At 67.9% G+C, this 24886-nt stretch carries 23 protein-coding genes; 13 read left to right on the top strand and 10 right to left on the bottom strand.

Features of this window, described 5'->3' with window-relative positions; translation table 11 throughout:
- Positions 1 to 140: 140 nt before the first annotated feature.
- Both VAE53_RS03205 and VAE53_RS03210 read left to right on the top strand, forming a co-directional pair.
- Positions 141 to 617 (top strand): ribonuclease H, encoded by a 477-nt coding sequence (locus VAE53_RS03205; RefSeq protein ID WP_369294016.1) that lies wholly within the window; start codon positions 141 to 143, stop codon positions 615 to 617.
- A gap of 74 nt (positions 618 to 691) precedes the next feature.
- The gene (locus tag VAE53_RS03210; RefSeq protein ID WP_322817921.1) at positions 692 to 886 is read left to right on the top strand and encodes a hypothetical protein; all 195 of its coding nucleotides are present in this window, start codon (positions 692 to 694) and stop codon (positions 884 to 886) included.
- Here the strand turns inward: VAE53_RS03210 and recN are convergent.
- From recN to VAE53_RS03225, 3 genes are read right to left on the bottom strand one after another with little or no spacing between them, the layout of a single operon-like run.
- Positions 875 to 2569 (bottom strand): DNA repair protein RecN, encoded by a 1695-nt coding sequence (gene recN, locus VAE53_RS03215; RefSeq protein ID WP_322817922.1) that lies wholly within the window; start codon positions 2567 to 2569, stop codon positions 875 to 877. The two genes, VAE53_RS03210 and recN, sit on opposite strands and share 12 nt — an antisense overlap.
- Positions 2562 to 3416: an NAD(+)/NADH kinase gene (locus VAE53_RS03220; RefSeq protein ID WP_322817923.1), complete on the bottom strand. Its 855-nt coding sequence runs from the start codon at positions 3414 to 3416 to the stop codon at positions 2562 to 2564. The genes recN and VAE53_RS03220 overlap by 8 nt, the downstream gene beginning before the upstream one ends.
- Positions 3410 to 4153 carry a TlyA family RNA methyltransferase gene (locus tag VAE53_RS03225; RefSeq protein ID WP_322817924.1) on the bottom strand — a complete coding sequence of 248 codons (744 nt, stop codon included), beginning with the start codon at positions 4151 to 4153 and terminating at the stop codon, positions 3410 to 3412. Before VAE53_RS03225 ends, VAE53_RS03220 begins: the two co-directional genes overlap by 7 nt.
- A gap of 93 nt (positions 4154 to 4246) precedes the next feature.
- On the opposite strand from VAE53_RS03225, the gene oxc reads away from it, so the two are divergent.
- The 8 genes from oxc to ahcY all read left to right on the top strand — a co-directional run bounded on the left by oxc (position 4247) and on the right by ahcY (position 13660).
- On the top strand, positions 4247 to 5902 hold the full coding sequence (gene oxc / locus VAE53_RS03230) for an oxalyl-CoA decarboxylase (protein WP_322817925.1): 1656 nt from the start codon (positions 4247 to 4249) through the stop codon (positions 5900 to 5902).
- Between the two features lie 10 nt (positions 5903 to 5912).
- Positions 5913 to 7904, top strand: coding sequence for a M3 family metallopeptidase (locus tag VAE53_RS03235; protein ID WP_322817926.1), 1992 nt, complete (start codon positions 5913 to 5915; stop codon positions 7902 to 7904).
- A gap of 209 nt (positions 7905 to 8113) precedes the next feature.
- Positions 8114 to 8635, top strand: coding sequence for an adenine phosphoribosyltransferase (locus tag VAE53_RS03240; RefSeq protein ID WP_322817927.1), 522 nt, complete (start codon positions 8114 to 8116; stop codon positions 8633 to 8635).
- Positions 8632 to 9675 carry an S-methyl-5-thioribose-1-phosphate isomerase gene (gene mtnA, locus VAE53_RS03245; protein ID WP_322817928.1) on the top strand — a complete coding sequence of 348 codons (1044 nt, stop codon included), beginning with the start codon at positions 8632 to 8634 and terminating at the stop codon, positions 9673 to 9675. The genes VAE53_RS03240 and mtnA overlap by 4 nt, the downstream gene beginning before the upstream one ends.
- Positions 9668 to 10543, top strand: coding sequence for an S-methyl-5'-thioadenosine phosphorylase (gene mtnP / locus VAE53_RS03250; RefSeq protein WP_322817929.1), 876 nt, complete (start codon positions 9668 to 9670; stop codon positions 10541 to 10543). Before mtnA ends, mtnP begins: the two co-directional genes overlap by 8 nt.
- On the top strand, positions 10540 to 11454 hold the full coding sequence (locus VAE53_RS03255) for a PfkB family carbohydrate kinase (RefSeq protein WP_322817930.1): 915 nt from the start codon (positions 10540 to 10542) through the stop codon (positions 11452 to 11454). The genes mtnP and VAE53_RS03255 overlap by 4 nt, the downstream gene beginning before the upstream one ends.
- Positions 11454 to 12362, top strand: a complete 909-nt coding sequence (locus VAE53_RS03260; protein ID WP_322817931.1) for a GNAT family N-acetyltransferase — start codon at positions 11454 to 11456, stop codon at positions 12360 to 12362. The genes VAE53_RS03255 and VAE53_RS03260 overlap by 1 nt, the downstream gene beginning before the upstream one ends.
- A 41-nt stretch (positions 12363 to 12403) precedes the next feature.
- A complete protein-coding gene (gene ahcY / locus VAE53_RS03265; protein ID WP_369294017.1) occupies positions 12404 to 13660 on the top strand; it encodes an adenosylhomocysteinase in 1257 nt (418 codons plus the stop codon).
- An 11-nt stretch (positions 13661 to 13671) separates the two neighbouring features.
- Here ahcY and VAE53_RS03270 read toward each other — a convergent pair whose 3' ends face one another.
- The 4 genes from VAE53_RS03270 to VAE53_RS03285 are packed head-to-tail and all read right to left on the bottom strand — an operon-like array spanning position 13672 to position 17348.
- A complete protein-coding gene (locus tag VAE53_RS03270) occupies positions 13672 to 14568 on the bottom strand; it encodes an A/G-specific adenine glycosylase (protein ID WP_322817933.1) in 897 nt (298 codons plus the stop codon).
- Positions 14543 to 15388, bottom strand: coding sequence for an enoyl-CoA hydratase/isomerase family protein (locus VAE53_RS03275; protein ID WP_322817934.1), 846 nt, complete (start codon positions 15386 to 15388; stop codon positions 14543 to 14545). Before VAE53_RS03275 ends, VAE53_RS03270 begins: the two co-directional genes overlap by 26 nt.
- The gene (locus VAE53_RS03280) at positions 15348 to 16109 is read right to left on the bottom strand and encodes a hypothetical protein (RefSeq protein WP_322817935.1); all 762 of its coding nucleotides are present in this window, start codon (positions 16107 to 16109) and stop codon (positions 15348 to 15350) included. The genes VAE53_RS03275 and VAE53_RS03280 overlap by 41 nt, the downstream gene beginning before the upstream one ends.
- 12 nt (positions 16110 to 16121) lie before the next feature.
- Positions 16122 to 17348 (bottom strand): amidohydrolase family protein, encoded by a 1227-nt coding sequence (locus VAE53_RS03285; RefSeq protein ID WP_322817936.1) that lies wholly within the window; start codon positions 17346 to 17348, stop codon positions 16122 to 16124.
- Positions 17349 to 17437: 89 nt separating this feature from the next.
- Between VAE53_RS03285 and VAE53_RS03290 the strand changes: the two genes are divergently transcribed.
- Positions 17438 to 18031 carry a DinB family protein gene (locus VAE53_RS03290; protein WP_322817937.1) on the top strand — a complete coding sequence of 198 codons (594 nt, stop codon included), beginning with the start codon at positions 17438 to 17440 and terminating at the stop codon, positions 18029 to 18031.
- A gap of 15 nt (positions 18032 to 18046) precedes the next feature.
- On the opposite strand, the gene VAE53_RS03295 is transcribed toward VAE53_RS03290, so the two are convergent.
- Together VAE53_RS03295 and VAE53_RS03300 are read right to left on the bottom strand one after the other, a co-directional pair.
- Positions 18047 to 18190 carry a hypothetical protein gene (locus tag VAE53_RS03295; RefSeq protein WP_322817938.1) on the bottom strand — a complete coding sequence of 48 codons (144 nt, stop codon included), beginning with the start codon at positions 18188 to 18190 and terminating at the stop codon, positions 18047 to 18049.
- Positions 18180 to 20060, bottom strand: a complete 1881-nt coding sequence (locus VAE53_RS03300; protein ID WP_322817939.1) for a methyl-accepting chemotaxis protein — start codon at positions 20058 to 20060, stop codon at positions 18180 to 18182. The genes VAE53_RS03295 and VAE53_RS03300 overlap by 11 nt, the downstream gene beginning before the upstream one ends.
- A 167-nt stretch (positions 20061 to 20227) precedes the next feature.
- On the opposite strand from VAE53_RS03300, the gene VAE53_RS03305 reads away from it, so the two are divergent.
- Positions 20228 to 20734: a peptidylprolyl isomerase gene (locus tag VAE53_RS03305; protein WP_322817940.1), complete on the top strand. Its 507-nt coding sequence runs from the start codon at positions 20228 to 20230 to the stop codon at positions 20732 to 20734.
- Between the two features lie 27 nt (positions 20735 to 20761).
- On the top strand, positions 20762 to 21448 hold the full coding sequence (locus VAE53_RS03310; protein ID WP_322817941.1) for a hypothetical protein: 687 nt from the start codon (positions 20762 to 20764) through the stop codon (positions 21446 to 21448).
- A 1-nt stretch (position 21449) separates the two neighbouring features.
- On the opposite strand, the gene VAE53_RS03315 is transcribed toward VAE53_RS03310, so the two are convergent.
- A complete protein-coding gene (locus VAE53_RS03315) occupies positions 21450 to 24806 on the bottom strand; it encodes an ABC transporter permease (protein WP_322817942.1) in 3357 nt (1118 codons plus the stop codon).
- Positions 24807 to 24886 lie beyond the last annotated feature (80 nt).

Below are 24886 nucleotides of genomic sequence, written 5' to 3' on the forward strand. Positions count from 1 at the left end.
CCTATCGTGGGGCCATGGGTGAGTTCACATGCCGGGATTGCGGGCGAGCGTTTTCTGTACCCGCGGCGGCTCTCGCGAGGTACCCCGGGTGGACTCCTCGGCAGTGTCGGTCGTGCCGCGAGGCCGGGCTGCGCGGGGCGGTGAGTTCGCCGGGCGGCGGCAACGGCGACGGGGACCCACAATCGGGGATCTTCACGGATGGCTCGTGCCAGGGGAATCCTGGTCCCGGGGGGTGGGGAGCGGTGTTCGTTCGAGACGGGAAGGTGGTGGAGGAGCGGCATGGCTTCGAGCCGCAGACGACGAACAACCGGATGGAGTGGGAGGCGATGCTGGCAGGGCTGGAGATGGCGCCTGAGGACGAGCCGGTGACGATCTATTCGGACAGCCAGCTGGTGGTGAGGACGTTGAACGAGTGGGCGAAGGATTGGGAGGCGCGCGGTTGGAGGCGGAAATCCGGGCCTGTGGAGAATCTCGACCTTGTGCGGCGGGCTTGGGAGCTGAAACGGCAGCGACCACTCGCGCGGGTGGAGTGGGTGCGGGGCCACGCTGCTTCTCGATGGAACGCGTATGCCGACCGTCTGGCGACGAGGCACCTTCGTGAGGGCGGCGATGGCTGAGGAGCTTATCGGTCACGTTCTTTTCACTGGTCTGGGGCTGTGCTGTTCGGGGTGAGCGCTCCAGACTGGGCCGAGTGTCTGCGGACTGGTCTTTGCAATCGGCGGCCGGGCGGGAGTTGCTCCTGGAGGTGGTGGGGGCGCTGGAGGCGGTGATCGTGGCGCTCCAGGTGGCGCGCGCGGGTGCGGATCCGACGCTGGCGATCGAGGAGGCGGTGAGGCGGGTGGCGCGGGCCCGCCGACAGGTGGAGGGTGAGCGCTCAGCTGGGTGAGGCGGCGGCCTGGAGGAGGTCGGCGGCGGCAGCGAGGTTGGCGGCGGTGGTGCCCCCGAGCATGGCAGCGAGCTCGGCGCGGCGGGCTTCGCCGGTGACTGGGCGCACTTCGGACCAGGTGCGGTGGCCGTCGGTGTGTTTTTCGACGATGTAGTGCGTATCGGCGTAGGCGGCGACTTGGGGGAGATGGGTGATGCAGAGGACTTGGTGGCGCTGGGCGAGGCGGCGGAGTGCGCGCCCGACGATGGAACCGGTGCGCCCGCCAACGCCCTCGTCGACTTCATCGAGGATTTCGAGGCGGCCTTCGGCGGCATGGCCGAGGGCGATGGTGAGTGCGAGGAGGAACCGGGATGTTTCGCCGCCGCTGGCGATGGTGGAGAGGGGACGGGCTGGCTCGCCGGGGTTGAACGAGGCGAGGAACTCGACGCGGTCGACGCCGGTTTCGCTAAATGCGCGGGGGAGGGGTTCGCCGGATGCGATTGGCGCGGGCGTGGTGGCGGCATCGATGGTTTCGTAGTCGGGGAGGTTTACGGGGACTCCGTCGGGGTCGTCGTCGCAGGCGAAGGCGATGGCTAGGCTTGCGTTGGGCATGGCGAGGTGGTCGAGTTCGGCGGCGAGCGCGGCGGCGAGACTGGCGGCGGCTTCGCGGCGGCGGTGGGAGAGGGCGGTGGCCGCGTGGGCGAGTCGGCGGAGGAGGTCGGCTTCGCGGGCTTGGAGTTCTTGGAGGGAGGCGTCGGCGCCGGTGAGGTCGGCGAGGCGGGCTGCGGCTTCGTCGCGGTAGGCGAGGATGGCTTGGATGGTGTCGCCGTATTTGCGGAGGAGGCGGCCGAGGCGGTCGAGGCGGTCGGCGACGAGGGCGAGGCGTTCTGGGTCTTCGTCGAGGGTTTCGGCGTAGGCGCGAATGGCGCGCCGGAACTCTTCGGTGGCGGCGTCGAATGCGGCAGCGGCGTCGGCGATTTCTTGGGCTGAGGGGTCGCGGTCGGTGATGGCCCGGGCTGCGGCGAGGGCTTCGGCGAGGGCGGGCTCATCGAGGGCGGCGAGGGCGTGGGCGGCCTCTTGGCGCAGGCGGGCAGCGCCGGCGAGGCGGGTTTGCTCGGCGCGGAGGCGTTCGTCTTCGCCGGGTTGGGGGTGGGTTTCGTCGATTTCGGCGATTTCGTAGCTGAGGCGGTCGATGAGTCGTTCTCGTTCGCGGGCGTCGGTTCGGAGGGTTTGGAGGCGGCGGCGAATGTCGCGCAGCTCGCGGACGAGGGCGGAGAGTTGGGCGCGTTGGTGGGTGAGGCCGGCGAATTCGTCGAGGGCGGCGAGCTGGGCAGCCGGGCGGAGGATGGCGAGCTGCTCGGATTGTCCGTGGATGTCGAGGAGGGTTTCGGCGATGGCGCGGATGTCTTCGAGGCGGGCGGGTTGGTCATCGCGGCGGTAGGTGGAGCGGCCGGCGAGGGTGATGGTGCGTTCGATGGTGGTGGGGCGCCCGGCGAGGGTGAGTGCGGCACGGACGGTGGCGCGGTCGGCGCCGTGGGCGATGACGTCGCGGCCGGCGCGGGCGCCGAAGACGAAGGCGATGGCGTCGACGATGAGCGATTTGCCGGCGCCGGTTTCGCCGGTGAAGACGGTGAGCCCGGGCCGAAGGTCGATTGCGACTTGGCGGGCGACGGCGAAGGAGGTGATTTCGAGCCGTTCAAGCACTGGGGTTCGTGGTGCTGGAGAGCTGCATTTCGAGTTTTTCGGCGAGTTCGGCGTAGAAGCTGGAGGGTTCGCGGAAGCGGACGAAGCGGGTGACGTGGTCGCTTTGCCGGACGCGGATGCGGACGCCTGCGGCGACGGGTTCGTCGACTTGTCCGTCGATGCTGACGATGGCGCCTTGCTCGCTGGTGACGGCCATTTCGATGACGGAATCGGGCTGGAGGACCAGTGAGCGGCCGAGGGCGAGGTGTGCTGAGACGGGGGTGAGGACGAGGTGGTGTTCGGTGGGGGCGAGGATGGGGCCGCCGGCGCTGAGGGAGTAGCCGGTGCTGCCGGTGGGGGTGGCGACGATGATGCCGTCGCAGCGGAAGATGGCGAGGCGTGCGCCGTCGATGTGGACGTCGACGTAGACGGGGCGACCGGGGGACTTTCGGCTGACGACGATGTCGTTGAGGCCGTCGAAGGCATGGAGTGGGTGGCCATCGGCCATGACTTCACCGTGAACCATGACGCGCTCTTCGAGGCGCCAATCGGCGGCCACGATGCGTTCGATGCAGTTGAAGAAGTCGCGGGGGCTCATGTCGGTGAGGAAGCCGAGACGGCCCATGTTGACGCCGAGGATTGGGGTGGCGTGGGGGATGGTGACGCGGGCTGCGCGCAGGACGGTGCCATCGCCGCCGACGCAAACGATGAGGTCGGCGGCGGCGATGGTGGCGTTCGGGGGTTGGCCCCAGGCGTCGTGGACGGATGCTGCGATGCTGCGGCGGCCGAATTCCTGGGCGACTTGGCGGGCGAATGCGAGGGCGCCTTCGCTGCGGGGAGCATGGAAGATAACGGCGCTGCTCAGCATCGCGAGTCTCCGACGGGCGGGGTTCGGAGGCAGACCAGGAATTCGGTGTTGCCGTCGCCCCCGCGGATGGGCGATGGAATGATGCCACAGGTTTCCCAGCCGTGTTCGGCGGCCCAGCGGAGGAAGCGCTCCTTGACACGCTGGAGGACTGCTTCGTCGCGGATGACGCCGCCGGCGGGCACTTCGGCTGGGCCGGCTTCGAATTGGGGTTTGAGGAGGGCGATGACGGGTGTGCGCGGTGGGACGCGGGCGGCGACGGACGGCAGGACTTTTTCGAGGGAGATGAACGAGAGGTCGGCGACTACGAGGTGGACGGGCGGTAGGGGCGGCAGGTGGCGGGCGTTGACGCCTTCGAGGAGGGTGACACGGGGGTCCTGGCGGAGGCGTTGGTGGAGCTGGGCGTGTCCGACGTCGACGGCGATGACGTGGGCGGCTCCGTGCTGGAGGAGGCAGTCGGTGAACCCACCCGTCGATGCTCCGATATCGAGGCAGGTGAGGCCGGCGGGGTCGATGGAGAAGGCGGCGAGGGCGGCTTCGAGCTTGAGCCCTCCGCGGCTGACGTAGCGGAGTGGCTGGACGATTTCGAGTGGTGCGCCCGGGTCGAGGGGCTCGGCGGGTTTGACGAGGACGCGGGTGCCGGAGCGGACCTGTCCGGCCATGATGAGTTGGCGGGCACGTTCGCGGGATTCGGCCAGGCCACGCTGGACGAGGAGGAGGTCGGCGCGTACGCGGGGCATGGGTAGAGGCTACACCGGCGGCGTGTACGGTGGCGGCGGGTTCCCGTAGAGTTGCCGGCACGACGGCATTTTTCGAACGAGGAGTACGAGGCCATGGCTGAGCTGACGGGTGCGCAGATTGTGGCGAAGGCGCTGCGGCAGCAGGGTGTGGAGTACATGTTCGGGGTGGTGGGTATTCCGGTGGTGCCGATTGCGATTCACGCGCAGCGTGAGGGGATCAAGTTTTTCGGGTTCCGCAACGAGCAAGCGGCGAGCTATGCCGCGGCGGCGATCGGCTACCTGACTGGGCGGCCTGGGGTGTGCCTTGCTGTTTCGGGGCCGGGGATGGTGCATGGGATCGCGGGGATGGCGAATGCATGGGCGAACTGCTGGCCGATGATTTTGATCGGCGGGGCGAACGATTCGTACCAGAATGGACAGGGCGCCTTCCAGGAGGCACCGCAGATCGAAACGGCACGGCCGTACGCGAAGTATGCGGCCCGCCCGGATAGCACGAAGCGGATCCCCTTTTTCGTCGAGCAGGCGGTGCGGGCGACGATCTACGGGCGGCCGGGGGCGGCGTACCTCGATCTCCCGGGCGACATCATCACGGGTACGGTGGAGGAGGACGAGGTGCACTTTCCGCCACGCTGTCCGGACCCGCCGCGCTCGCTGGCGCCGGAGGAGGATGTTGCGCGGGCGTTGGAGGCGCTGAGATCGGCGGAGCGGCCGCTCGTCATCGTGGGGAAGGGGGCCGCGTATGCACGCGCGGAGGAGGAGGTGCGGAAGTTCATCGAATCGACGCAGCTGCCGTTTTTGCCGACGCCGATGGGCAAGGGGGTGGTGCCCGACGACCATCCTTTGGCGATTTCGCCGGCGCGGTCGTTCGCGTTGCAGAATGCGGACGTGGTTTTGCTGTTGGGCGCGCGGTTGAACTGGATTCTGCATTTCGGGCTGCCGCCCCGTTTCGATCCGAAGGTCCGGGTGATTCAGGTGGATATCGCGGCTGAGGAGATCGGGAATAACGTTCCGACGGAGGTGGCGCTGGTGGGCGATGCGAAGGCGATTACGGCGCAGCTGAACGCGGCGCTGGCGGAATCGCCGTGGCAATACCCTGCGGAGACGACATGGTGGACAGGGCTGCGGAAGAAGATCGAGGAGAACGCGGCGACGGTGGCGGAGATGATGGCTGACGAGTCGGTACCGATGGGGTATTACCGGGTGTACCGGGACATCCGTGAGTACATTCCGAGGGATGCGATCATCGTGAACGAGGGCGCGAGCACGATGGACATCGGGCGGACGCTGATGCCGAATTTCTATCCGCGCCACCGGCTGGACGCGGGTACGTTCGGGACGATGGGGGTGGGCGTGGGACAGGCGATCGCGGCTGCGGCAGTGCACCCGGACAAGCGGGTGTTTTGTATCGAAGGGGATTCTGCGTTCGGGTTCAGCGGGATGGAGGTGGAGACTGCGGCGCGGTACGGGCTGAACAATATCGTGTTCATCATCATCAACAACAACGGGATTGGCGGTGGCCCGGACGAACTCGACCCGACGCGGGTCCCGCCGAGTGCGTATACGCCCAATGCGCATTATGAAAAGATGGCGGAGATTTACGGGGGGAAGGGGTTTTTCGTGACGCAGCCGTCGGAGCTGCGGCCGGCGCTGGAGTCGGCTTTGGCCTGTGACAAGCCGGCGATCGTGAACATCATGATTAGCGCGAGGAGCCAGCGGAAGCCGCAGCAGTTCGCTTGGCTGACCCGCTGAGGGATTTGGGATGAGCGGCGACCTCGACCTGGTCCCGTGGGATCGGCTGACGCCGGAGGAGCTCGCCGATGCGTGCCAGCGGGCCATCGATGCCTGTGAGGCAGGCGTGGCGGAGATTACGTCGCTGGCTTCGGGGGTTCGCACCTACGAGAACACCATGCTGGCGCTGGAGGATGCGGTCGAACCGGTGGCCCTGGCTTCTGGTGCGTACGCGTTCTTGGCGTATGTGTCGGCCGACGATGGGCTGCGCCAGGTGGCGCGGGAGTGGGACGAGCGCCTGGACAAGTACTTGGTGGGGCTTTCGTTCAGGGAGGATTTGTACGAGGCGGTTCGGGAGTTCGCTGCGACCGAGGAGGCGAAGGCGCTGGGTGGCGAGGATGCTCGCTATGTTGCGTTCGAGCTGCGCGACTATCGGCGCAATGGCTTCGAGCTGCCGCGGGAGCGACGCGATCGGTTGCGCGAGTTGATGGACGAGCTGGTGGCGATCGGCGTCGAGTTCCGGAACAACATCGACGACTACGACGACGGCATCGAGGTGACGCGTGAGCAGTTGGCGGGGATGCCGGACGCCTGGGTGGCGCGGTTGCGGACGGTGGAACGGGACGGGCGATTGCTCTACCGGGTGTCGCTGGACTATCCGGAGATTCAGCCGTTCATGGCGAACTGCCCGGATAGTGGGCTGCGCCGCGCGCTGTTCGAGAAGGACCAGCGGAAGGGGGGCCGAAGGAACGTCGAACTTTTGGAGCGGGCGCTGGCGATTCGTCGGGAGGCGGCGGAGCTGCTGGGCTACGCCTCGTGGGCGGATTACCGCACCGAGACACGCATGGCGGGGACGCGTCGGGCGGTCGAGGAGTTTCTGACGGATCTGCAGGCGAAGGTGGCGGTGAAGGCGGAACAGGACTTCGCGGCGATGCGGGCGTTCGCGCGGGAGCGGACGGGTTCCGACGAGGTGAACATCTGGGACTGGCGGTATTGGCACAACGAGCAGTTGAAGGCGCAGTACGCGGTCGACGAGTTCGAGGTGGCGCAGTATTTCCCGCTGGATGCGGTCATCAAGGGGCTGTTCACGGTTTACCAGCAGGTGCTGGGGGTGGTGTTCACGGAGAGCCGGGAGGCGCCCCGCTGGCACCCCGATGTGCGCGCCTTCGATATCAGCGAAGCGACGGGGGGCCCACCTTTTGCGCGGTTTTACATGGATCTCTTTCCGCGACCGAACAAGTACGGGCACGCTGCGGCGTTCACGCTGCGGCGGGGCCGGCGCCGCCGGGACGGAAGCTATCAGAAACCGGTGAGCGCAATTGTCGCGAATTTCACGAAGCCTTCGGCGACGGAGCCCTCGCTGCTTCGGCACAGCGAGGTAATCACGTTTTTCCACGAGTTCGGGCACATCATGCACCAGACGCTGACGCGGGCGGAGCGGGCGAGATTCAGCGGGACGCAGACGGAGCGCGATTTTGTGGAGGCTCCGAGCCAGATGCTGGAGCATTGGTGTTGGGAGCCGGAGGTGCTGGGGGCGTTCGCGCGGCATTGGCGGACGGGGGAACCGCTGCCGCTCGGGCTTATCGAGGCAATGGTGGCGGCGAAGAACCTGAACAGCGGGATCATGACGCTGCGGCAGATTTTCTTTGCGACGCTCGATTTGAGACTGCACTCGCCGGGGTTCGATGGGGATTCGACGAGGCTGGTGGCGGAGCTGCATGGCATCACCGGCTTTCCCTTTACGCCGGGCACGCACTTCCAGTCGGGATTTGGGCATCTGTTCGGATATGACGCCGGGTATTACGGCTATCTCTGGTCGCACGTGTTCGGTGACGATATGTACACGCTGTTCGAGGAAGCGGGGCCGCTGAGTGGGGAGGTTGGGCGTCGATACCGGACGACTATCCTGGAGCGGGGCGGCTCGGTGGATGGGCAGCAGCTGGTGCGGGATTTTCTCGGCCGTGAGCCGAACTCGGAGGCGTTTCTGCGGGGACTCGGACTGGCTGTATCTGGGCGCGGGTAGGGGCGCGAGGGGGGAGGCGGAGGCCGCCGGGTGGGCGGGTCGGTGTTCGTGGATGGGCCGGGGCGTTGTCGGCGAAGCGGTGGTGCCTGGATGGTCATCCCGGTCGCGGCGAGCGGTCGGGGATTCGGGGTTCCCGGGCTGGATCGACAGTGCTGTCGCGAGCTGGGGGGTTGCCCCGATCGGGGTGCGTGGTGGCGTAGAATCGCGGCGTGGAGCTCGAGGCGTGCATCCGCACGATTGCCGATTTTCCGCGGCCGGGGATTTTATTCCGCGACATCACGCCGCTTCTGGGGAATCCGGCGGCATTTCGTGAGGCACTCGATGCGATGACCGCTTTTGCGCGAGCGGCGGACGCGGAGGCGATCGTTGGGATCGAGTCGCGCGGTTTTCTCTTCGGGGCGCCGCTCGCCGACCGATTGGGGCTACCCTTCGTGCCGGTGCGGAAGGAGGGGAAGCTTCCGGCGGCACGGCTGACGGTGGAGTATGCGCTGGAGTACGGGGAATCGCGGCTGGATATCCACCAGGACGCGCTGCGCCGCGGCGCGAGCGCTTTCGTGGTGGACGATGTGCTGGCGACCGGTGGGACGGCGCTGGCGGCGGCGAAGCTGGTGGAGCTGCTCGGGGCGCGGGTGGCGGGTATGGGCTTTCTCATCGAGCTGGACGGCCTCGGCGGGCGCGATCGCTTGGCGCCCTATCGGGTCGAGGCGGTTTTGAGGCTGAAGGAGGGATGAGCTTGGCAGCTTTGGAGGTACTGCGGTTCGAGCGGCCGGTGCTCCATGTGCTGGACCAGGCGTTGTTGCCGGGTGAAGAGCGGTGGTTGGCCATCCGGAGCCTCGACGAGCTGACGGAGGCGATCGGTTCGCTCCGGGTGCGGGGTGCGCCGCTGCTCGGGCTGTGCGGTGCGGCGGGGGTTGCGCTGGCGGCGGAGGTGGATGCTGGCGAGGCGAATCTGCGCTTGGCAGCGAAGCGAGTGGGGGCGGTTCGCCCGACGGCTGTCGAGCTCGCGAGCGGGGCGACGGCGTGTCTGAGGGCGGTATTGGCGGTCCCGGAGATGGCCCGCGCCGCGGCGGCGTGGGATTTCTGTGCTGGGTATCTCGAGCGTCGGCGGGCGGAGGATCTGGCCCTGGCGACCCATGGCGTCGCGGTGATGCCTCGGGGCGATGTGCTCACCCATTGCAATACGGGGACGCTCGCGACGGGTGGGGTGGGGACGGCCCTCGGGGTGATTCGGGCGGCCTTCGAGGCGGGCCGGATCGAGCGATGCTATGTGACGGAGACGCGGCCGTTGCTGCAAGGTGCGCGCCTGACGACGTGGGAGCTGCTCCGCTCGGGGATTCCGGCGGTGCTGTTGCCGGACGCGGCGGCGGCGGCGCTGCTGTTTTCGGGGGTGGTCGCGGCGGTGATCACGGGTGCGGACCGGATCGCGTCGAATGGCGACACGGCGAACAAGGTCGGAACGTTGGGGCTCGCTCTGGCGGCGGCACGGGTGGGAGTTCCGTTCTTCGTTGCGGCGCCGACCAGCACGGTCGACCCGGGTTGTGCTTCGGGCGGGGAGATTCCGATCGAGTTCAGGGCGCCGGAGGAGGTTGGGGGCTTTGGCGGGCAGCGGTGGGCACCGGGTGGCATCGCGGCGTGGAACCCGGCGTTCGACGTAACGCCGGGGGAGCTGATCACGGGCATCATTACGGAGCTGGGAGTCGTGGAGCCACCGTATGGTGAGCGGCTGGCGGCGCTGACCGAACGAGGCCGGTGGGAGGGCGTGCATGGCTGAGGCGATTCCGCTGGCGGTGATCGGCGGGTCGGGCTTTTACGATATGCCTGGCCTCGAGGCTGTGGAGGAGGTGGAGGTGGAGACGCCGTTCGGGCCGCCGAGCGACCGGATCCGGATTGGCCGGTTGGCGGGGTGCCGGGTGGCGTTTCTGGCGCGGCACGGTCGGCACCACACGATCCTGCCATCGGAAATCCCGCAGCGGGCGAACTTCTGGGCTTTGAAGAAGCTCGGTGTGGAGCGGGTACTCGCGGTGTCGGCGGTGGGGAGTTTGCGGCAGGAGCTGGCGCCCGGCCATCTGGTGGTGCCTTCGCAGTTGATCGACCGGACTTGGGGCCGGCCTTCGACGTTTTTCGGGGAGGGGATCGTAGGACATATCGGCTTTGCGGAGCCGTTTTGCGAACGGATGCGGGGGGCTTTGCTGAAGGCGACGAAGGGGGTGGGAGTGCGGGTGCACGATGGCGGGGTGTATGTGGTGATGCAGGGGCCGGCGTTTTCGACGCGGGCGGAGAGCGAGCTCCATCGTGCCTGGGGTGCGGACCTGATCGGGATGACGGCGTTGCCGGAGGCAAAGCTGGCGCGGGAGGCGGAGCTCTGTTACGCGACGCTGGCGTGCGTGACGGATTACGATTGTTGGCATGAAACGGAGGAGGCGGTTACCGCGGCGACTGTTTTCGAGACCCTTCGCCGGAACGTGGCGGTGAGCCAGGAAGCGGTGCGACGGCTAGTGGAGGCGCTGCCGCCGCGGGAGGGGTGCGCCTGCGCGACGGCACTGGACGCGGCCATCGTGGCCCCTCGCGAGGCGGTGCCGGCGATGGTACGGGAGCGGCTCGGCCCGATTCTTGCGCGGTGGCTCGGGGTCGGACGATGAGCCTGTTGGTGGCCGGTTGGGTGGCGATCGACGAGATCGAGACGCCGTTCGAGCGGCGGGAGGGGTCGCTGGGTGGTTCGGCGACGTGCGCTGCGCTTGCGGCTTCGCTGTTCACGGACGTGCGCCTGCTGGCTGCGGTGGGAGAGGACTTTCCGGAGACGATGCTTCGGGCGTTGGAGCGGCCGAGGATCGACCTTGCGGGGCTGGAGGTGATCGAGGGGGGACGGACGAGCCGTTGGGGCGGACGGTATCACTACGACATGAACAGTCGGGACACGCTGTATACGGTGCTGGGCGTGAACGAGCGGTGGGAGCCGCGGCTGCCGCCGGGATGGGAGGTTTCGAGCGGGCTTTTTGCGGCGGCGGGCGACCCGGTGCTCCAGCAGCGGCTGATGGCGATGGTGCCGGGCGCGCGGGTGAGGATGGTGGACACGATCAAGTTTTTTATCGACGGCGCGCGAGACGAGCTCATGAAGGCGATTCGGGCGGCCGACTTCGTATCTATCAACGAGAGCGAGGCGCGGGAGCTGGCGGGGATGCCGAGCATCGCCCGGGCGGGGCGAGCGCTGCTGGATGGGGGTTCCAAGGCGGTGATCGTGAAATTGGGGGAGTATGGGGCGGCGTACATCAGCGGCGAAGACTACTTCGTGGCGCCGGGCTACCCGCTGGAGGAGGTGGTGGACCCGACGGGCGCGGGCGATGCGTTCGCTGGGGGATTCATGGGCTACCTGGATTCGGTTGGGGTCATCGACCAGCAGGCGATTCGACGGGCGATCGTTTACGGTTCGACGGTGGCGTCGTTTTGTGTCGAAGGATTTGGGCCGGAGCGGCTGTTGACGCTGGAGCGCGAGGAGGTCGAGCAGCGGTATCGGCAGTTCCGGGCGCTGACGCACTTCGAGGTCGAGGGCTGATGGCCGAGCGGGAGCTCCGCGCTGGCGCGATTCCTGCGCGGCGGTTGGATTATGTGGTGAGGTCGCTGCACGACCCGGACGAGATTCGTTCGCTTTTGCGAGCCCGCATCGAGTACACGGCTTATGCGTTGGGGCAGTTGGAGCCAGGGCTTTTCGAGCGGACGCGGTGGTTTCTCGCACGGGGGACGACCGGAGTCGGGCTCGTCTTGCATAGCCGGGGTGGGCTGGGCGATGCGACGTTCGTGATGGGTGACCCGGACGCGATTTTGGCGGTGCTTTCGATTCACCCGGGGACGGCGCAGACGTATGTGACCTGTCAGCCGCAACACCTGGATATGCTGAGGCGGGTGTACCGGCTGGCGACGCAGCAGCCGATGGTACGGATGGTGGTGACGCGGGAGACGTTTCGGCGGTGCGAGCGATACGATGCGGTGCCGCTGACGGGGATCGACATTCGGAAAATCAACGCGCTGTACGGTAGCGAGAATGGGCCGAGCTTTTATGTGCCGGAGCACATCGATGCGGGGGTCTACCGGGGTATCGTGGCGGAGGGGCGGCTAGTCGCGATTGCGGGGACTCATGTGGTGTCGCGGCAAGAGGGTGTGGCGGTGGTGGGGAATGTCTTCACGCATCCGGCCTACCGAGGGCGCGGGTATGCGACGAGCGCGACGAGTGCGGTGACGGAGGCATTGTTGGCGAACTGCGACTATGTGGTGTTGACGGTGGATCCTCGGAATGCGCCGGCGGTGGCGGCATATACGCGACTCGGCTATCGGGAGGCGTGTCAACTGGTGGAGGCGAGTGCTTCGCGGCGGGATCCTTCGGGGCTGGGTGCTTCGCTTCGGCGGATTCGTGCTGCTATTCGGGGCCGGAAGTATGATGGTGCCTTCGTGACCCTGCACGATTAGCGGAGTGAACGAGTCTTTCCCGAGGAGTCCACGGTTTGTCGATCCCGTCTGACATTGCCAATCCACGCCTGGCGCCGGAGGGGGTTCGGCGCATCGAATGGGCGGCGCGCGAGATGCCGGTATTGCGGCTTATCCGGGAGCGGTTCCAGCGCGAGAAGCCGCTGCGGGGCATCCGGATGACGGCCTGCCTCCACGTGACGACCGAAACGGCGAATCTGGCGATCACGCTGCGTGACGGAGGGGCCGAGCTGCGCCTGTGCGCGAGCAATCCGCTTTCGACGCAAGACGATGTGGCGGCGGCGCTGGTGGAGGAGTACGGCATTTCGGTGTTCGCGATTTGCGGGGAGGACAACGAGACGTATTACCGGCACATTCACCAGGCGCTGGAACACGGGCCGCAGCTGACGATGGACGATGGGGCGGATGTGGTGGCGACGCTCCACAAGGATCGGCGCGACTTGTTGGCGGGGGTGGTTGGCGGCACGGAGGAGACGACGACTGGGGTGATTCGCCTGCGAGCGATGGCTGCAGCCGGAGCGCTTGGCTACCCGATCGTGGCGGTGAACGAAGCGGATACGAAGCACCTGTTCGACAATCGGTACGGTACGGGGCAATCGACGGTCGATGGCATCATCCGGGCGACGAACGTGTTGCTCGCGGGGAAGACGTTCGTGGTGGCGGGGTACGGGTGGTGTGGGCGGGGGGTGGCGTCGCGGGCGCGGGGGCTGGGTGCGCAGGTGATCGTGACGGAGGTGGACCCGGTGAAGGCGCTGGAGGCGGTGATGGATGGCTATCGGGTGATGCCGATGGCGGAGGCGGCGAAGGTGGGTGACATTTTCGTGACACTGACCGGGGACATCAATGTGATCGACCGGCAGCATTTGGAGGCGATGAAGGATGGAGCGATTTTGGCGAACAGTGGGCACTTCGATAGTGAAATCAATTTGAAGGCGCTGCAGGCGCTGAGCGAGGGTAAGCGGGCGGTGCGGGATTCGGTGGAGGAGTACCGGCTGCTGGATGGGCGGCGGCTGTATCTGCTGGGTGAGGGGCGGCTGGTGAACCTTGCTGCGGCGGAAGGCCACCCGGCGGCGGTGATGGATATGTCGTTCGCGAACCAGGCGCTGGGTGCGGAATGGATCGCGCAGAACGCCCAGCGGCTGGAGAAGCGGGTCTATGAGATTCCGCGCGAGGTGGACGAGGAGATCGCGCGGCTGAAGCTGCACGCGATGGGCATCCAGATCGACTACCTGACGGAGGAGCAGCAGCGGTATCTTTCGAGTTGGCAGGAGGGGACCTAGGCTGGGGGCGTTCAGCCGGGTGGAAGCGCCCAGTGGCCGTTTTCGAGCCGGAATGCGAGTCCGTCGCGTTCGAGCGAGGCGAGGTAGCGGTCGATTTTTGGGCGGTGGCGAGCGGGGAGGATGGCTTGGAGTTCGGCGCGGTGAGCCGGCCCTCGGCGGAGACGATCGACGAGGCGCCCTCGTGCGAATCGTGCGGTGTGTTCGAAGGGGGGGGATGGTCGGCGGGGAGGCTGGGCCGATGGAGGGCAGCCGGCTGCGCGCCAGGTGCAAGCGTTGGCAATGGGACAGCGTTCACAGTCGGGCGAGCGGGCCGAGCAAACGAGCGCGCCGAGGTCCATGAGGGCGAGGTTGTGGTCGCGGGCTTTCGTGGGCGGGAGGAGGGAGCGCGCCGCGCGTTCAAGTGGGCCTCGGGAGACGTCGCGGGGGCGCGGTGCACCGAGGCGGTGTCGGCCGATGACGCGGGCGATGTTGGTGTCGAGGACGGGCACTGCCTCGTCGTGGACGAAGCAGCGGAGTGCGGCTTCGGTATATGGCCCTACGCCGGGGAGCGCTCCGAGTTGGGCGGGGTCGGGGGGAAGGGTTCCGCTGTGGTCTTGGACGATGATGCGGGCGGCGGCATGGAGTGCGAGGGCGCGGCGGTTGTACCCGAGTCCGCGCCAGGCTGTGATGACGTCGGCCGGGGTGGCGGCAGCAAGGGCCTGGAAGGTGGGCCAGCGCTGGAGCCAGGCGTGATAGGAGGGGATGACGCGCTCCACTTGTGTTTGTTGGAGCATGATTTCGGAGACGAGGACGGCGTAGGGGTCGCGGGTGAGGCGCCAGGGGAGGTGATGGCGGCCGTTGGCGCGATACCACGCGTCGAGGGCGATGTGGAGGGCGGCGACCTCAGGCGTGGCGGATGTCGAGGTCATCGGCGTTCATGCGGTGCATTCGCTCGAGCGCCTCGTCGGAGAGGAGAAGGTCGAGGAAGAGGGTGCGCTCGAGCGCGAGTCCGTCCTCGCGCGGAGTGGCGGTGGCGTTCCGGACGAGCCGCTTGATGTGGCCGACGGCACGAGGCGGCAGGGCGGCGAGTTCGGCGGCGAGTTCCTGTGCTCGTTGGAGGGCCTGGCCGGCGGGTGTGAGCTCGTGGACGAGGCCGAGTGCGAGGGCTTCCCGTGGCTGGAGGGTGCGGCCGCGGAGGGTGATTTCGAGGGCACGTGCGACCCCGACGAGGGTGGGGAGCTTCTGGGTGCCGCCGGCGCCTGGGAGGATGCCCAGCCGGACTTCGGGCAAGCCGAGTTCGTAGTCGCCTTCTTGGGCGATTCGGAGGTCACAGGAGAGTGCGAGTTCGAATCCGCCACCCATGGCATAGCCGTTGATGGCTGCGATGACGGGCTTGGGCATGGCTTCGATGCGTCCGAAGACGCGGTCGATATCGCGGGGCGGGAGGGGACGGGAGGGGTCGACCGTGATGTTCCGTTGGCGGAGTTGGCGAGCGAGGGCTTCGAGCTCGTGGACGGAGTAATGCCGGATGAAGACGCCGGGCACTCCGCCGGTGACGACGACGGCGCGGACCGTTCGGTCTATTTCGAGCGAAGCGGTGGCTGCGTCGAGTTCGGCGACGGTGGTGGCATCCATGTAGCCGCGTGGGGGGTTGGTGATGGTGATGGTGGCGATGCCGTCGGCGCGTGTGACGGTGATCTGCGGCACGCTATTCCTCCTCGTCGTCGTCTTCTTCGTCGTCGTGGTCATGGCCGCCGACGAGGGAGGGGACGAGCGCGACTTGGGTGGAATCGGAGCGAGCCTTGCGAGGAGCAGGAACGGCGCGGAGGCGCTCGTCGAGGGAGGCGATATCGGCGGGGGTGGCATCTTCGGGCGCGACGATGGCTACGACGCCGGAATCGCGGAGGACGCGGAGGTCGGCCACCGAGGCGGCGAGGTCGACGGTGACGACGAGCCCGGTGGAGGAGAAGGAGGAGAGTCGGACGAGGCCGAGCTGCTCGGAGAGTTTCATTGGCCCGTGGGCGCGCTTGACGAAGAGGCCATCGAGGCCGAGAGGTCCGAGGGCGCGAAGGGTGTTGTCTTCGATCGATTCGCTGGCGGCGACGAGGTGGCCCATTTTTTCGACGTCGACGGCGGCGGAGTCGGTGGTTTCGAGGGGGCTGACGACGAAGTCGCAGCTGGCTTCGCGGAGGAGCTGAGCATCGGCGACGGAGAGGACGGGGAGGGAGACGCCGGCCGCGACTTTGGGCCCGGCGATTTCGCGAAGCTGGTCGAGGGCGAGGGAGGCACTGCCAGCGAGGAAGAGGACGGCGTCGGCGCCGGCATCGAGGGCGGCGCGGGCGGCGGCGGCGGAGCGGACGGTGGCGAGCAGGGCCATGGAGCGGGGTTTTTCGCGGGAGACGCGACCGAAGCCGATGGCGGGGCCCTCGCGGCGCTGGATGCGGGCGATGATCTTTTGGAGCTGGCTCATGTGGCCTCCGGTTCAGTTCGAATGAGGGGTGCGGTTCACGATCATCTTGCCGCGGGCGAGGACTACGCGGATCGTGGCTGGGTCGGTAAGGGTGCCGATGTCGTGGAGGGGATCGTGGGCGAGGAGGAGCAGGTCGGCTTCGAGGCCTTCGCGGATGCGTCCGGTGTAGTCGGAGATGCGGAGGAGGTCGGCGGCCCAGGCAGTGGCTGCGAGGAGGGCTGCGGCGGGGGTGAGGCCGAGCCGCACCATGCGTAGGAGTTCTTGGGCGTTTTCGCCTGGTCGGTTGATCGGGGTTCCCTGGTCGGTGCCCATGGCGATGGGGATGCCGGCGCGGATGGCGGACTGGAAGCTCTGTTCGTGGGCCTCGAGAACTTGCCAGCCTTTTTGGACCATGTAATCGGGGATGCCGGCGGCGGTGCCTTGGTGGGCGATCTGCCAGGGTGCGGTGAGGGTGGGGACGAGGAAGGTTCGGCGGTCGGCCATGAGCTGGATGGCTTCTTCGTCGAGCCAGACGCCGTGTTCGATGGAATCGACGCCTGCGAGGATGGCGTTCTTGATGCCTTCGGTGGCCTGGGCGTGAGCGGCGACGACGCGGAAGGCTTTGTGGGCCTCTTCGACGCCGGCCCGGAGCTCGTCGAGCGTGAAGCTGGGCGAGCGGGGGTCGACGCCGGGGGTCATGACGCCGCCGCTGGCGAAGAGTTTGATTGCGGTTGCGCCGGCGCGGAGCTGTTCGCGGACCCGTTTGCGCACTTCGTCGGGGCCATCGGCCTCGACGGCGATGAAGCCGTGGCCGTGGCCGCCGGTCATGGTGACGCCGTAGCCGGCGGCGAGGACGCGTGGACCTTCGATGAGCCCGGCATCGATGGCCCGTGCGAGGTGGATGTTGAGATGGTCGGCGGCACCGAGGTCGCGGACGGTGGTGATTCCGGCACGGACGGTGGCGGCTGCATTTTTCGCGGCTTTCCATGCCCGGAGAGCGAGCGGCTCGTGGCGCTGGGTGGCGAGCTCTTGTGGGTCACCGGTGGAGGTGAGGTGGACGTGGCAATCGATGAGTCCGGGGACGAGGTACTGGCCATCGCCTTCGACGATGGATGCTGCGGGTGGTGACTCGGCGGAGTTGGCTGGGAAGATTCGCTGGATGCGGCCATCGCGACAGAGGACGTTCATGTGGGGGCGGAAGGTGCGGGCCGCGTCGTCGAAGATTGCGACGTTGCGGATGAGCAGGGGCTCGGGCTGCATGGCGGCAATTGTTTCATGGCGCGGCAGCGGGTGCGAGCTGGCGGGGGACGTTGGTGGGCGGTAGAGTGCGATGCTGGAGGGAGACGACGATGTCGATGCGCGTGCAGCTTGTTATCGACGAGTTCAATCGACACCGGCGGCAGTTCGAACATTTATGTCGTTCGCTCGGGCCCGAGGAGTTGGAGGCGGTGGTGCCGGGTTCGCATTGGACGGTGCGGGACTACATTGCGCACCTTTGCACGATCGATGGGTTGATCGTGCCGCGATTCGCGGCGATGGTCGGGCAGCAGGCGCCGCTGCCAGATACGCCAATACCGAATCCGTTCGATATCGACGAGTGGAACGAGCAGGCGGTGCTTTCGCGCCGGGGAAGGAGCATCGATGAGCTTTTGGCGGAGGCGGCCATTCACCGAGAACGGCTGCTGGCGGCGGTGGGGGAGATGACGGATGCGCACCTGGACCAGGAGATTCTCTATGGGGGTGACCGCAAGGTGCTGAACATCCCGCCCTCGCGGGTGCGGTTCGGGGGGTTGCTCTGGGGGGTCGCGATCCACGACCCGACGCACACGCGGGATATTCTGCGGGCGTTGCCGCACCGTGCGGAGGAGCCGTGGGTGCGGGAGTGGCTGGCGAGTGTGAGCGATGCGCTGGTTCCGCAGGGTGTGAAGGAGCAGCGGGTGTGATGGGGGCGGGCGCTTTCAGCCGCAGATGAAGCGGTAGGCGCCCGCGGCTGCGCTGGCGGCGATGGATTGGAATGTGGCGAAGAGGCTGGCGGCCAGCATCGCGAGGACGATGGCCGCCAGCATGGCGCGATGAGCGGGTGTGCCAGGCTCAGGCAGCACGGCTCTCTGCCTGTGGGTGGGAGGGGTGCTGGGCGGTGCGACCGCCGATTTGGAAGGCTCGGACGCTGCGAGCGAGGGCCTCGGCGAGGTTTTTGAGCGACTCGGATTGGCGGTCGAGGGCGGTGGCTCGTTCGCCGAGCGCGGTGGTGGAGGCGTTCAATTCTTGGACGGTGGCGGCGGTTTGGGACGAGCTTTGGGCGACCTGTTCGACGGAGGTGAAGATGCTCTTGGAGGCGGTCGCGATGTCGTCGGCTCCTTCACCGGCTTCTTTGGCGGAGCGGGCGAGGGCATCGGCGGCTTGGACGACGGTGCTGGCGCTGGAAGCGAGGGTGGAGATGCGTTCGACGATGAGGTGGACGCGTTGGCTGGTTTGGCCGATGTTGGAGATGATTTCGCCGAGGGATGCATCAAGGCGGGCGGTGACTTCGCGCCCTTGTTGGACGTCGTTGACGCCGGCGTGCATGGCGGTGACGGCCTCGGTGGTCCGTTCTTGGATGCGTGCGATGAGCTCGGCGATCTCGCGGGTGCTGGCGCTGGAGCGCTCGGCGAGCTGGCGGACGTTTTCGGCGACGACGGCGAATCCGCGGCCCTGTTCGCCGGCACGAGCTGCTTCGATGGCGGCGTTGAGGGCGAGGAGGTTGGTCTGGGCGGCGATCTCGTCGATGACGGTGACGATGTTGCCGATCTGTTCGCCGTAGGCGCCGAGTTCGTTGACGGTGGTCGCTGCTCGTTCGACGGCGTTGGCGATTGCTTCCATGGAGTTGACGGCGAGGCGGACGGCCTCCTGGCCCTGGCGGGCAGCATCGGAGCTGCCGCGGGAGGCTTCGTTGACCTGGCGGGCGAGTTCGGCCATTTCGACGAGGCGGGTGTGGATTTCGGTGATTTCGTTGCGGGCTTCTTGGGCGGTGAGCGCCGTGCCGTGGGTGACGCTGGCGACGTGGTCGGCTTGGGTGGCGGAGCGGGCGAGGTTGGCTTCGGCCCGGGAGGCGATGTCGGCGAGCCGGGCCATGAGGTCGCCGATATCGGCGGACGCTTGGGCGATCTGATTGGCTGCGCCGGCGACATCGGCAGCGGAGCCTTCGACGCTTCCCGAGGCTTCGAGGACGCGGCTGGCGTTGGTGGAGACTTCGCGGACGAGTTCGGCGATGCTGGTGTTCATCTGGGTGGCGGCGCGGGCGATATCGGCGAGCTGGTCTTGGAGGCGGTTGAACGAACCTGCCATCGCGCTGATTTCGTCGGCGCCGGAGCCATCGACGTGGACGGTCTGGAAGGCGAACGACCGGGTGAGGTCGCCGCGGGCGGCTGCTGCGAATGCTTCGCGCATGGCGGGCAGCTGTTCGGTTGCGAGGCGGTCGGCTGCGGCGCTGATGGCGGCGGTGGAACGGCGGACGCGCTCGGCGATGTAGACGGTGGCGGCGGTCTGAAGGACGACGAACGCGGCGTGCTTGAGGACGATAGCGAGGGAGGCGCCGGTGTCGAAGACGTATTCGGGGAAGAGGTAGTTCCCGAGGAGGTGATGAACGGCGATGACACCGGCAGCGGTGACGAGGGGCAGGGCATCGTAGTAGATGACGAGGAAGCTGAGGACGACGAAGACGTGGAAGTGGACGGCGATGTCGCCTCCGGATGCGGCGATGAGCATGCCGGACATGGCCATGAGGGCGACAGCGGCGATGACGCGGAAGGAGCGCTGGCCGGCGGAGGCGCGGTAGGCGAGCCAGGAGCCCCCTGCGATGACGAGGCTGCCGATGGCTGCGGTGGGGAGGGGCAGCTGGCCGACGACGAGGGCCACGACGATGACGACGGGGACGTGGGCCGCGATGACGCCGAGGACGAGGCGGTCGCGGGTGGTGGACGCGGCAGCGGGCATGCGAGGACTCCGGTGTTGGACGTGGTGCTACGGGGATTGTTCGGTTGGGACGGCCGACCGGGTATCGGGGGTTCGCCTGAATGTCGGCTAAGTGGCGGGGAAACCCTTAGGCGAGAGCGGCTAAACGAGGCAGCCGTTAGGCTGGAGGGTACGAAGGAGGTGCCGGGATGGCGAAACAGTACGCGCAACCGCCGGAGATGGTGATCGACCTCACGAAGCAGTACCGGGCGACGATCGAGACGAGCGCGGGGGTGATGACGGCGGAGTTTTTCGCCGCCGAGGCACCGAAGACGGTGAACAATTTCGTTTTTTTGGCCCGCGAGGGCTTCTACGATGGGGTGATTTTCCATCGTGTGATTCGGGGGTTCGTGATTCAGGGCGGGGATCCGACGGGGACGGGTCGTGGGGGGCCTGGGTACCGTTTCGAGGACGAACCGGTGGGGCGGCCTTATTTGCGGGGGACGTTGGCGATGGCGAACGCGGGCCCGAATACGAACGGTAGCCAGTTTTTCATCATGCACGCGGATTATCCTTTGCCGCCGAACTACACGATTTTCGGGAAGCTGACGGCCGGCGAGGAGGTGCTGGATGCGATCGCGACGGCGCCGACGGGGCCGGGTGATCGGCCGCTGGAGCCGGTGACCATCAGGCGGGTGACGATCGAGGAGGCATGAGGAGCGCGGGTTGGGTAGCATCGCGGCGTGACTAGGAGGGAGGCGCTCGGCGGAGGCCCGGGCTGGCGGCAGGTGCTCGCTCCGGCCGCGGCCCTGGGGTTGGGCGGTGCGGTACTGGTCGCGATCGTTGTGGTGGCGCGGAACACGGGGGGAAGCTCGCCGCCGCCCGAGCCGGGGGCGATGGTGATGCCGGTTGGTGCTGCCTATGCCGCGTTCACGATCGAGCGCGTCGAGGGGGCGAATCTCGCGGTTGCGGGGTCGGATGGGGCGCGCCTGGTGGCCATTCCACCGGCGACCCCGGTTTGGCTGCTGGAGCCGGCGACGCTGGGCGACGCGTTAGCGGGGCTGCCGGTCGCGGTGATCGGGGTACCGAACGAGGTGCGGAACGCGACGCTGCGGGCGGTGGTGATCGGGGTGGGGGGTGCGACGCCCGGCTTTGTCGCGGGGCCGTTCGCGGGGCACGAGGTGTGGGGCGAGGCGAACGCGCTCCCGTTGGTGAGCGGAACGGTTTCGCGCGTCGAGGAGGGAGGACGGCTCGTGATTCTTACGGCGGCGGGTGAGGCGGAGGTGTGGGTGAGCGCTGGGGCGCCGCTGCTGGTGGCGCGCGAGGGGAGCTTCGACGAGGTGCAGCCGGGGGATCGGGTGGCCGTGCCACGGGGTGCCGATGGGGGGCTCGACCCGAGTCGGGGGATCCTCGTGTGGCCGGGCGATTGACCTATTCGGTTCGCAGCGCTTGTGCGTCGGAGGTGTGCGCGATGAGGCGGACGGCGAAGAACATGGCGGCGGTGAAGAGGAGGGCGACCGCGGCGATTGCGCCGGCGACGAGCGACCAATCGGTCCGGAGGAGGTAGGTGGGCTCTGCGAGCTGGCCCGCTTCGTTGACATCGAGGAAGGTGAGCATGCGGTCGGCGATGGCGCGCCCGAGCCAGGCGCCGGCTCCGACGCCGACGATGGCGACGAGGGTGTATTCGACGGTCAGGGCTCCGGCGATGCCGCGGCGAGAAAGCCCGAGCGAGCGGAGGACGGCGAATTCGGTACGGCGGCTCTGGACGACGAGCCAGAGTGAGACGAGGAGTCCGGCGGTGACGAGGAGGAGGGCGGCGCCGAAGGCGAGGTAGAGGATGCCCGCACCGCCGGCGGATATGAGGGGGTTGCTCTGGAGGCGGGCGAGTTCGCGGTCACGGTCGGTGACGATGCCGAAGTTGAAGGGGTCGTTGCGGAGGATTCGCTCGATGGTTGGGATGTCGGCGCCTGGTGGGGGTTCGAGCCAGGCTTCGTTGAGGGCGGGCTGAGGGGAGGCGCCGGCGAGCCCTAGCCAGGCGAGGAGCTGGTCGCGGTTGAAGACGAGGCCGGGCCCGGCGGCCGCAGGGAGGGTGGGGAAGGCGGTGACTTCGCCGGTGATGTGAATGGGGACGGTGACGTTGGCGACGTTGACGTGGCCGTTGGCCCCGACGGTGAGTCCGGTGGAGGCGAGGAAGGAGGTGGTGGCGATCACGGGAAGGGGGATGTTGGGCTGGGCGAGCGTGATGCCCCATAGGGCGGTGCTCTGGCCGGGGGCGCGCCGGATCTTGCCGGCCTGGCCGGTGGATACGCCGTCGCGGGTGAGTTCGAAGGTGTCGGGGATGTCGAGTCGGGCGGGGAGGGGGCTCCAACGGGGATCGGGGCGCTCGAAGTCGTCGAGGGTGGTGTTGGCGCCTGCTGCGGTGGTGGCGACGAGATTGTCGAGGCGAATTTCGAGGGTGAGGGTATTGAAGCGGTTGGCGGGTTCGGTGATGACGAGGGCGACGAGGGTAAGGGGTTCGGGGAGCTGTCCCTGGTAGGTGCGGAAGAGTGGTGCGACGAGTGTGCGCCATTGGCCGGGCTCGATGGTGCCGAACTCGATGAGCTGGTGGTATCCGGTGGCGTCGCGAAGGCGAGCCCAAAGCGTCATCTGGTTGGGGCTAGCGGAAGCGGTGACGTCGATGGAGAGGGCCGTGGTGGAGGGTGGCAAGGGGATGCCGCGGAGTGGTTCCGGGGGCCCGAGCCTTGCCATGAGGTCGCGCAGTGGACGGTCGCTGAGGTCGTCGCGGAACCAGAGGAGGAGGGGGGCGGTATCGGGATCGAGGCCGAGGGCCTGGAAGGTGCGCGTCGAGGTGCCGGAGCCGGCTGGGGCTGCGGGGAGGCGAAGGGCGGCGGAAGCGAGCGGTGCGCCGGTTTCGGAGCGGAGGGTCGCATCGGCGGCCGGGCCGGCGAGGCCGAGATCGGCGCTACCGGTGGTGATGGCCCGGAGGCCGACTCCGGCCTGGAATCGCGCGCGCTCTTCGAAGGTTGCGGAGGCGGTTTCGGCGTAGCTGGCTGCGAAGGTTCCGACGGCGAGAGCGAGGGTGAGGAGGAGAGCGAGGCGAGCCGAGTTGCCGGGGCTGCGTGAGACCTGGAGCATTCCGAGGAAGGTCGGTGGGGAGGCAGCGTTGGTGGCAAGACGGGCGAGGAGGCGGGTGACGAGTGGGTAGAGGCGGAGGAGGAGGGCGGCCGCGGCGGCGGCAAGGATGGCGGGGGAGGCGAGGAGGAGCGGGTCGGAGGTGACGCCACCGGTTGGCGACGGTGTGAAGACGGTGCCGCGCTCGCGCAATTCCCAGAGGAGGAGGACGGCGACTGCTGCGAGGGCGAGATCGAGGTAGTATCGCTGGAGGAGTGGCAGGCCAGGGCGGGCCTGCTGGCGACGTCGGGCGACGGTCGAAGCCCGTGCGGCTGCGAGTGAGGGGGCGAGCAGGCCGACGAGGGCGATGGCTGCACCGGCGGCTGCGTAGAGGAACGCCTCCGGGGGGATGGCGACGGGGAGCAGCGAGCCTCGATTGACGGGCTCGAAGGTGGGTGTGAGACCGAGGAGGGCGGTTCCTGCGCCGGCGATGAGCGGTGCGAGGAGTATCGACGGCAGGGCCAGCATGAGGCCTTCGGCGAGCGTGATGGTGGTGACCTGGATGACGGTCGCGCCTCGGCTTCGGAGGAGCGCGACTTCATCGGAGAGGCGCTCGACGATGTAGATGGCGACGAGGACGACGTAGAGGATGGCGACTGCGGCGATTTCGAGGAGCAGGATAGTGAGTGGCGCCTGCTGGTATCGCTGGGTGCGGCCGTAATCGCGGAGGACGTTGCCGAGCGGGCTGAAGCTGGCGCCGCCGAGTGGTTGGATGTCGGCGGAGAGTGCGGAGAGGTCGTTTCGGGCGCGTTCGAACGTTTGTCGGGAGAGGGCTTCTGGGCGGGCGTAGGTATGCCACGCGATGGCGGCGGGGTAGGCGGGAAACGGTCGGCCGATGCTTTCGAGGAGGGTTGCTTCGGGGACGAAGAGGGGCGCGACGGGGCCGTTTTCGGGCAAGAGCCGGTAGGGTGCGAAGAAGCGCTCGGCGGGAAGGACCCAGAAGGGGTCGTCGTTTTGCAGGGGCTCGACGATGGCGGTGATGACAGCAGGAAGGGAGAAGGTGATGCCGGCGACGGGGGTACAGGGGGGAGGCGGCGGGCGGTCTTCGCGCGGGATTTCGCGGGCGCAGGTGTCGAAGTTTTCGACGAGCCGGAGCTGTTGGCCGACGGAGAGGCCTACCGCCCGGGCGGCGTCGCGGGAGATGGCGAGTTCGAGGGGCTGTCCAGGGGCGGCTGCTCGGGGGAGTTGGCCTTCGAGGAGGGTGATGTGGTCTTCGTAGTTGGTGATGGACTGGAGCTGGCCGATCGGTGCGAGTGGGGGGACGGGTTCGTCGGGCGGGGCGAGGAAGAATCGCGGCCCAACGAGGACGCGGGATTGGCTGGCGGCGAACCAGCCGATGCGCTCTGCGATGCGCTGCTCGACGGCCTGACGCAAGGCCTCGCCTTCGGCGGTGCGGAGCGGTACGGAGGTGAAGGTGACGCGGTTGCCCGGTGATTGGCCGAGCTGGTCCCGCACGGTGAAGGTGAGGCCGAGGTCGGCCATGGTGCGGGCGTAGATCGGGGCGGCGGCGAGCAGTGTGGCGGCGACGAGGATGCCGAGCGCGAGGACGGCGAGGAGCCGCCAATTGGTTGTGCTTCGGCGCGCGAAGAGCCTCCAGGTGGCGTAGGCGTTCCGCATCGGTGGGAACTGTACACGACGGAGGGGTGGGTAGTGCGGTCTTTGCTGGACGGTGCGGTGTGGGGTAGGGTTCGCGCACG

The organism is Tepidiforma sp. (assembly GCF_034432735.1).
Classification (GTDB): Bacteria; Chloroflexota; Dehalococcoidia; order Tepidiformales; family Tepidiformaceae; genus Tepidiforma.